The following is a 6,485-nucleotide window of genomic DNA, read 5'->3' as shown; positions in this document are numbered from 1 at the left end:
GGCCCGCACCGCCCGGCCGCGCCCGCCCGGCCGGCCCGGTCCGCCCGGGCGGGTGCGGCTCCGGGAGCGACGTCCGGCGCCCACCGCCTCCCGGCCGCCTCCCGCGTCCGCCGCCCGGGAGGAACCCGTCCCCCCGGCCTGTGACGACGAAGTCCCCGCCGTCCCGGCGGCCTCCGTCCGCCCAGCGGTCCCGGTCCTCCCGGCCGCCGGCTCCCCGGGCCCCGCGTCCCCGGGTGCCTTCCCCGCGGGTGGCTGCTCTCCCGTCAGGACCTCTGCCAACAAGGCCAGTTGATCGCGGAGCACCGCCAGATCGGCCTCGGCCGCGCGGTGTTCGGCGCGGAAGCCGGGGTCCCGGCGGGCCTCGTCGGGCAGGGGTTCGCCGGTGATCGCGGCCATCAGGGCGTCCATCCCGCCGTACTCCCCGCCTTCTCCGTGCTCCCCATGCTTCGCGTACTCCCCGTGCTCCCGGTACTCCCCCTGTTCTTTCCCGCGCCTGCCGGCCTCCCCGGGCTCCCCGGGCTCCGTGTGCGCCCCCGTGCCGTCATGGTCGGCGGTCATGTCACACCACCTCGTCCTCGTGCAGCCGGTCGCGCAGCGCGCGGACCGCCGTGTGCAGCCTGCTCTTGACCGTGCCCTCCGGAATGCCCAGCTCCTCGGCGATCCCCCGCACCGGCAGGTCGGCGAAGAAGCGCAGCACGACCACCTGCCGCTGGGCGGCCGGCAAGGCGTCCAGGCCCCGGGCGACGGCGAGGGAGAGCAGGCTGGTCTCCTCGCCGGAGGGGTGCGCGGGCTCGCGTAGCGCGGCCAGCCGCTCCCCCAGCCGTTCCCGGCGCCGCTTGGCCCGGTGCCAGTCCATGGCCAGGTTGGAGGCGACCACCGCGGCCCACGCCGACACGTCCCGCGGCGCCTCGCGACCGCTCGCGGCCCGCTCCAGCAGCCGCAGCCGTACCTGCTGCACCCCGTCCGGCAGGTCCGCCTGCGGCACCCCGCCGAGGGCGAGCACCGCCCGCACCCGCCGTTCCTGCGCCGCGTCCAGCGGATCGTCGCCGGGCCGGTCCGTACCGGCGGCGGACGGTCCCTGGTCGCGGCGCGCCTTTCCGCGCAGCACAAGCCACCCCCTCACGCGTTTGCCCCTACGACGCAGCGGCGGGCCGAAACGTTCGGTCCGCCCCGGCCTGCCGCAGAGGCGTACGTCACACCTTCGTATGGCCGCGGAGCGGACGGGCAGGGACGGGACAGCACAGCTTCCGGCCAGGGTGTGCCACGGAGGGATTTCTTCCAGCTCGGCGCGGTGTCCGGCGGACGTACGGAACCGTCCGCCGGGCGATCGTGTCCCACTCCTCGGGCACGCCCGGCAAAGGATTGGACAGGTGGACCGGGGTCGGCCGCATGATGGAAACGCCCCGGTCGGGCAAGAGAGACAGAAGAGGGAGTCGCTGTGAGGATCGGAATCGTCGGAGCCACCGGTCAGGTCGGCACGGTCATGCGCAGGATCCTCGCGGAGCGCGACTTCCCGGTCACGGAGCTGCGCCTGTTCGCCTCGACCCGCTCGGCCGGCACCGTGCTGGACGGCGTGACGGTGGAGGACGCGGCGACCGCCGACTACACCGGCCTGGACATCGTGCTCTTCTCCGCGGGCGGCGCGACCTCCAAGGCGCTGGCCGAGAAGGTCGCCGCGCAGGGCGCCGTCGTGATCGACAACTCCTCGGCGTGGCGCAAGGACCCCGAGGTCCCGCTGGTCGTCTCCGAGGTGAACCCGCACGCGATCGCCGACCGCCCCAAGGGCATCATCGCCAACCCGAACTGCACCACGATGGCCGCGATGCCGGTGCTCAGGCCGCTGCACGAGGAGGCCGGTCTGGAGGCGCTGGTCGTCGCCACCTACCAGGCGGTGTCCGGCTCGGGTCTGGCGGGCGTGGCCGAGCTGCACGGGCAGGTGCAGAAGGTGGCGGCCGAGGCCGACAAGCTCACCCACGACGGCCGGGCGGTCGACTTCCCCGAGCCGCAGGTCTACCAGCGCACCATCGCCTTCAACGTGGTCCCGCTGGCGGGTTCGGTCGTCGACGACGGCCTGAACGAGACGGACGAGGAGCAGAAGCTGCGCAACGAGTCCCGCAAGATCCTGGAGATCCCCGGGCTGAAGGTCTCCGGCACCTGCGTGCGCGTCCCGGTCTTCTCCGGCCACTCCCTCCAGATCAACGCCCGGTTCGCGCGCCCGCTCTCCGCGGAGCGCGCCACCGAGCTGCTGGCGAAGGCGCCGGGCGTCGCCCTCTCCGACATCCCGACCCCGCTCCAGGCGGCCGGCCAGGACCCGTCGTACGTCGGCCGCATCCGCCGCGACGAGACGGTGGACAACGGTCTCGCCCTGTTCGTCTCCAACGACAACCTCCGCAAGGGGGCCGCGCTGAACGCGGTGCAGATCGCGGAGCTGGTGGCGGCGGAGCTGTCCGCGAAGTAGGCCACGCGCACGGCACGGGGGCGGTCACGGTCGCGTGGCCGCCCCCGCCGTGTCCACGGCCGCCGCGAGCGGCGCGAGCGGTGCGAGCGGCGCGCCCGTGACCAGGACGGCGGCCGGGCCCGGTCCGTCCGCCAGCCGCCCGCCGGCCGGCACGCCGAGCGCGATGGCGGCGTCGAACACCCCGGCGAACAGGGCGGACACGGCCTCCGGGGCCGCGGGCGCGGCGGCCGACAGGGCTCGCCGGCTCGCTGGGCGGACACGGACACACCGCCGTAGGCCAGTCCCCGCACCAGCAGCAGCGCGCCCGGCACGGCCGCGGGGCCGGCGGCGGGGGCCGGCTGCACGGGCCGTCCGCCGGGCGGGCCACCGCCCTCGTCCTCGGTGGGATCGCGGTGGCCTCGGTGCTCGGCGTGCCCGCTGAGCCGCCCCACGACTGCCCAGCACCACCGCGAGGACTCACGTACGTCCCCGTGGACGGCCTGCCGGACTCCGTGCCGGGCCTGGTCCGGCTGCGGGAGACGGAGACGGTCCGACGGTTCGCGGCTTGCGGGTTTCGAGCCTGCGGGCTCGCGGATTTCGGGGCCCGCGGGACCCCCGCTCACCATCCCCGCGCCCCCGCTCCGCTCCCGCTCCGCCCCGGCGGACCCCCCGCTCGCCGCTCCCCGTGCGCCCGTTGCCGAGATGCCGAGACATCGCTGGGCCGTTAGCGTGTTGGAGGCGGCCCGTGATCGGACGGTGTGTCCGCCGGCAGCGAGCGTCCCGGCCACCGGGGCGCGCAGCGCGAGGGCCGCCGCGGGCCGTGCCCCGGCCCCTCGCGACACCACCTACCGCGCCGTGCCCGTTCGCACCGCGGTAGCGGCCTTCGCCCCCGTACCGGAAACCGCCACGAGGGCGTGGAAGGAAGGTAGGCCCATGAAAGCACAACGCGTGAGGCGTCTCTTCGCGGCATCCGCGGCCGGTGTCCTCCTGGCCACCGGCGCCGCGATCAGCACGGCGGGCACGGCTTCCGCAGCCACCGTGGACCAGGTCACCACCAACCGCGGTTGCGGCGGCTGGTGGGGCGGCTGCGGCGGCTTCCGCAACGACTTCTTCGGCAACGGCTTCCGCAGCGGCTTCGGCGGCACCGGTGTCGTGGTGATCGTGGTGCGCTGACCGCCACCGCGGACCACCGGGTACGACCGAGTCCGCCACGCCCCGGCCGGACGGGCCCCGCGGCCCGTCCGGCCTCGGTCTGTCCCGGTGCGCGGTCCGCGCCCGCGGCCCGCGCACCCCGGACATCGCGTTCCGTGTGGATCCCATGGAAGGATGGCGCAACCGACACATAACGAGGAGATGACCGCGTGCCTGGCACAAACCTGACTCGCGAAGAGGCGCAAGCGCGGGCCGAGCTGCTCACTGTTGACTCGTACGAGATCGATCTCGACCTCTCCGGCGCGCAAGAGGGCGGTACCTACCGGTCCGTGACCACGGTGCGCTTCGACGTGGCCCGCGGCGGCACCGATTCCTTCATCGACCTGGTGGCCCCGGCCGTCCACGAGGTGGTCCTCAACGGTGACCACCTGGACCCGGCCGAGCTGTTCGAGGACTCCCGGATCGCGCTGCCCGGACTGCTGGAGGGCCGCAACGTCCTGCGGGTCGTCGCGGACTGCGCGTACACCAACACCGGTGAGGGCCTGCACCGCTTCGTCGACCCGGTGGACGAGCAGGCGTACCTGTACACGCAGTTCGAGGTGCCGGACGCCCGCCGCGTCTTCGCCTCCTTCGAGCAGCCGGACCTGAAGGCCACCTTCCAGTTCACCGTGCGCGCGCCCGAGGGCTGGACCGTCATCTCCAACTCGCCGACGCCGGAGGCGAAGGACAACGTCTGGTCCTTCGAGCCGACCCCGCGGATCTCGACGTACGTCACCGCGCTGATCGTCGGCCCGTACCACTCGGTGCACAGCGTGTACGAGAAGGACGGGCAGTCCGTGCCGCTCGGCATCTACTGCCGGCCCTCGCTGGCGGAGTTCCTGGACTCGGACGCGATCTTCGAGGTGACCCGGCAGGGCTTCGACTGGTTCCAGGAGAAGTTCGACTACGCCTACCCCTTCGCCAAGTACGACCAGCTGTTCGTGCCCGAGTTCAACGCGGGCGCGATGGAGAACGCGGGCGCGGTGACCATCCGCGACCAGTACGTCTTCCGGTCCAAGGTCACCGACGCGGCGTACGAGGTGCGGGCGGAGACCATCCTGCACGAGCTGGCCCACATGTGGTTCGGCGACCTGGTCACCATGGAGTGGTGGAACGACCTGTGGCTGAACGAGTCGTTCGCCACCTACACCTCCATCGCCTGCCAGGCCGCCGCGCCCGGCTCGAAGTGGCCGCACTCGTGGACCACGTTCGCCAACTCGATGAAGACCTGGGCGTACCGGCAGGACCAGCTGCCGTCCACGCACCCGATCATGGCGGACATCCGCGACCTGGACGACGTGCTCGTCAACTTCGACGGCATCACCTACGCCAAGGGCGCGAGCGTGCTCAAGCAGCTCGTGGCGTACGTCGGCGAGGACGAGTTCTTCCAGGGCGTGCAGGCGTACTTCAAGCGGCACGCGTTCGGCAACACCCGCCTGTCCGACCTGCTGGGCGCGCTGGAGGAGACCTCCGGCCGGGACCTGAAGACCTGGTCGAAGAAGTGGCTGGAGACGGCCGGCATCAACGTCCTGCGCCCGCAGGTGGAGACGGACGCCGAGGGGGTCATCACCTCCTTCGCCGTCCGCCAGGAGGCCCCGGCGCTGCCCGCCGGCGCCCAGGGCGAGCCGACGCTGCGCCCGCACCGCGTCGCGATCGGCCTGTACGACCTGGACGCCGGCTCCGGCAAGCTGGTGCGCACCGACCGGATCGAGCTGGACGTCGACGGCGAACTGACCGCCGTGCCGCAGCTGACCGGCAGGCGCCGCCCGGCCGTGATCCTGCTCAACGACGACGACCTGTCGTACGCGAAGGTCCGCCTGGACGAGGACTCGCTGAAGGTGGTCACCGAGCACCTGGGCGACTTCGCCGAGTCCCTGCCGCGCGCCCTGTGCTGGGCGTCGGCCTGGGACATGACGCGGGACGCGGAGCTGGCCACCCGCGACTACCTCTCCCTGGTCCTGTCCGGCATCGGCAAGGAGTCGGACATCGGTGTGGTGCAGTCCCTGCACCGGCAGGTCAAGCTGGCCATCGATCTGTACGCCGACCCGGCCGCCCGCGAGCCGCTGCTGACCCGGTGGACCGACGCCACGCTGGCCCACCTGCGGGCGGCCGAGGCGGGCGGCGACCACCAGCTGGCCTGGGCCCGGGCGTTCGCGGCGACCGCGCGCACCCCCGAGCAGCTGGACCTGCTGGAGGCGCTGCTGGACGGCACGCAGACCATCGAGGGCCTGGCCGTCGACACCGAGCTGCGCTGGGCGTTCGTTGAGCGGCTCGCGGCGGTGGGCCGCTTCGACGAGGCGGAGATCGCCGGCGAGTACGAGCGGGACCGGACGGCGGCCGGTGAGCGGCACGCGGCGACCGCCCGCGCGGCCCGTCCGACGGCGGAGGCGAAGGCGGAGGCGTGGGCCTCGGTCATCGACTCCGGCCAGTTGCCGAACGCCGTGCAGGAGGCCGTGATCGGCGGCTTCGTGCAGACGGACCAGCGGGAGCTGCTGGCGCCCTACACGGACAAGTACTTCGAGGTCGTCAAGGGCATCTGGGAGACGCGCTCGCACGAGATCGCCCAGCAGGTCGCGGTCGGCCTGTACCCGGCCGTGCAGGTCTCGCGGGACACCCTGGCGAAGACCGACGCCTGGCTGTCCTCGGCCGACCCGAACGCGGCCCTGCGCCGCCTGGTCTCGGAGTCCCGCGCGGGCGTCGAGCGGGCCCTGAGGGCCCAGGCGGCGGACGCGGCGGGCTCCGCCGAGTAGCCCCGGATACGGCGATAGGGGCGCCCGGTGCCCGCACCGGGCGCCCCTACGCTTGCGTCAGCTTTTCAGCGCGGGGCCGCGAGGACGCGGCGCGGCCGTGCGGGATC

At 73.6% G+C, this 6,485-nt stretch carries 5 protein-coding genes and 1 pseudogene; 3 read left to right on the top strand and 3 right to left on the bottom strand.

Features of this window, described 5'->3' with window-relative positions; all coding sequences use genetic code 11:
* Window positions 1-558, bottom strand: a pseudogene (locus tag IF37_RS45220) (hypothetical protein); the annotation flags it as partial.
* A gap of 1 nt (window position 559) precedes the next feature.
* Window positions 560-1,108, bottom strand: a complete 549-nt coding sequence (locus IF37_RS0109165) for a sigma-70 family RNA polymerase sigma factor (RefSeq protein WP_030739043.1) — start codon at window positions 1,106-1,108, stop codon at window positions 560-562.
* A gap of 330 nt (window positions 1,109-1,438) precedes the next feature.
* On the opposite strand from IF37_RS0109165, the gene IF37_RS0109160 reads away from it, so the two are divergent.
* On the top strand, window positions 1,439-2,458 hold the full coding sequence (locus tag IF37_RS0109160; protein ID WP_030739041.1) for an aspartate-semialdehyde dehydrogenase: 1,020 nt from the start codon (window positions 1,439-1,441) through the stop codon (window positions 2,456-2,458).
* A 24-nt stretch (window positions 2,459-2,482) separates the two neighbouring features.
* Here IF37_RS0109160 and IF37_RS46575 read toward each other — a convergent pair whose 3' ends face one another.
* On the bottom strand, window positions 2,483-2,659 hold the full coding sequence (locus tag IF37_RS46575) for a hypothetical protein (RefSeq protein WP_216725834.1): 177 nt from the start codon (window positions 2,657-2,659) through the stop codon (window positions 2,483-2,485).
* A 711-nt stretch (window positions 2,660-3,370) separates the two neighbouring features.
* On the opposite strand from IF37_RS46575, the gene IF37_RS0109150 reads away from it, so the two are divergent.
* Both IF37_RS0109150 and pepN read left to right on the top strand, forming a co-directional pair.
* The gene (locus tag IF37_RS0109150; protein WP_253915705.1) at window positions 3,371-3,610 is read left to right on the top strand and encodes a hypothetical protein; all 240 of its coding nucleotides are present in this window, start codon (window positions 3,371-3,373) and stop codon (window positions 3,608-3,610) included.
* Between the two features lie 188 nt (window positions 3,611-3,798).
* Window positions 3,799-6,378 (top strand): aminopeptidase N, encoded by a 2,580-nt coding sequence (gene pepN, locus IF37_RS0109145; RefSeq protein WP_030739034.1) that lies wholly within the window; start codon window positions 3,799-3,801, stop codon window positions 6,376-6,378.
* Window positions 6,379-6,485: the final 107 nt, after the last annotated feature.

Origin of the sequence: Streptomyces sp. NRRL S-31 (genome assembly GCF_000718775.1) — a bacterium.
GTDB lineage: Bacteria > Actinomycetota > Actinomycetes > Streptomycetales > Streptomycetaceae > Streptomyces.
The sequence above is the reverse complement of the archived record's forward strand: the minus strand, read 5'-3'. Positions and strand labels throughout refer to the sequence as shown.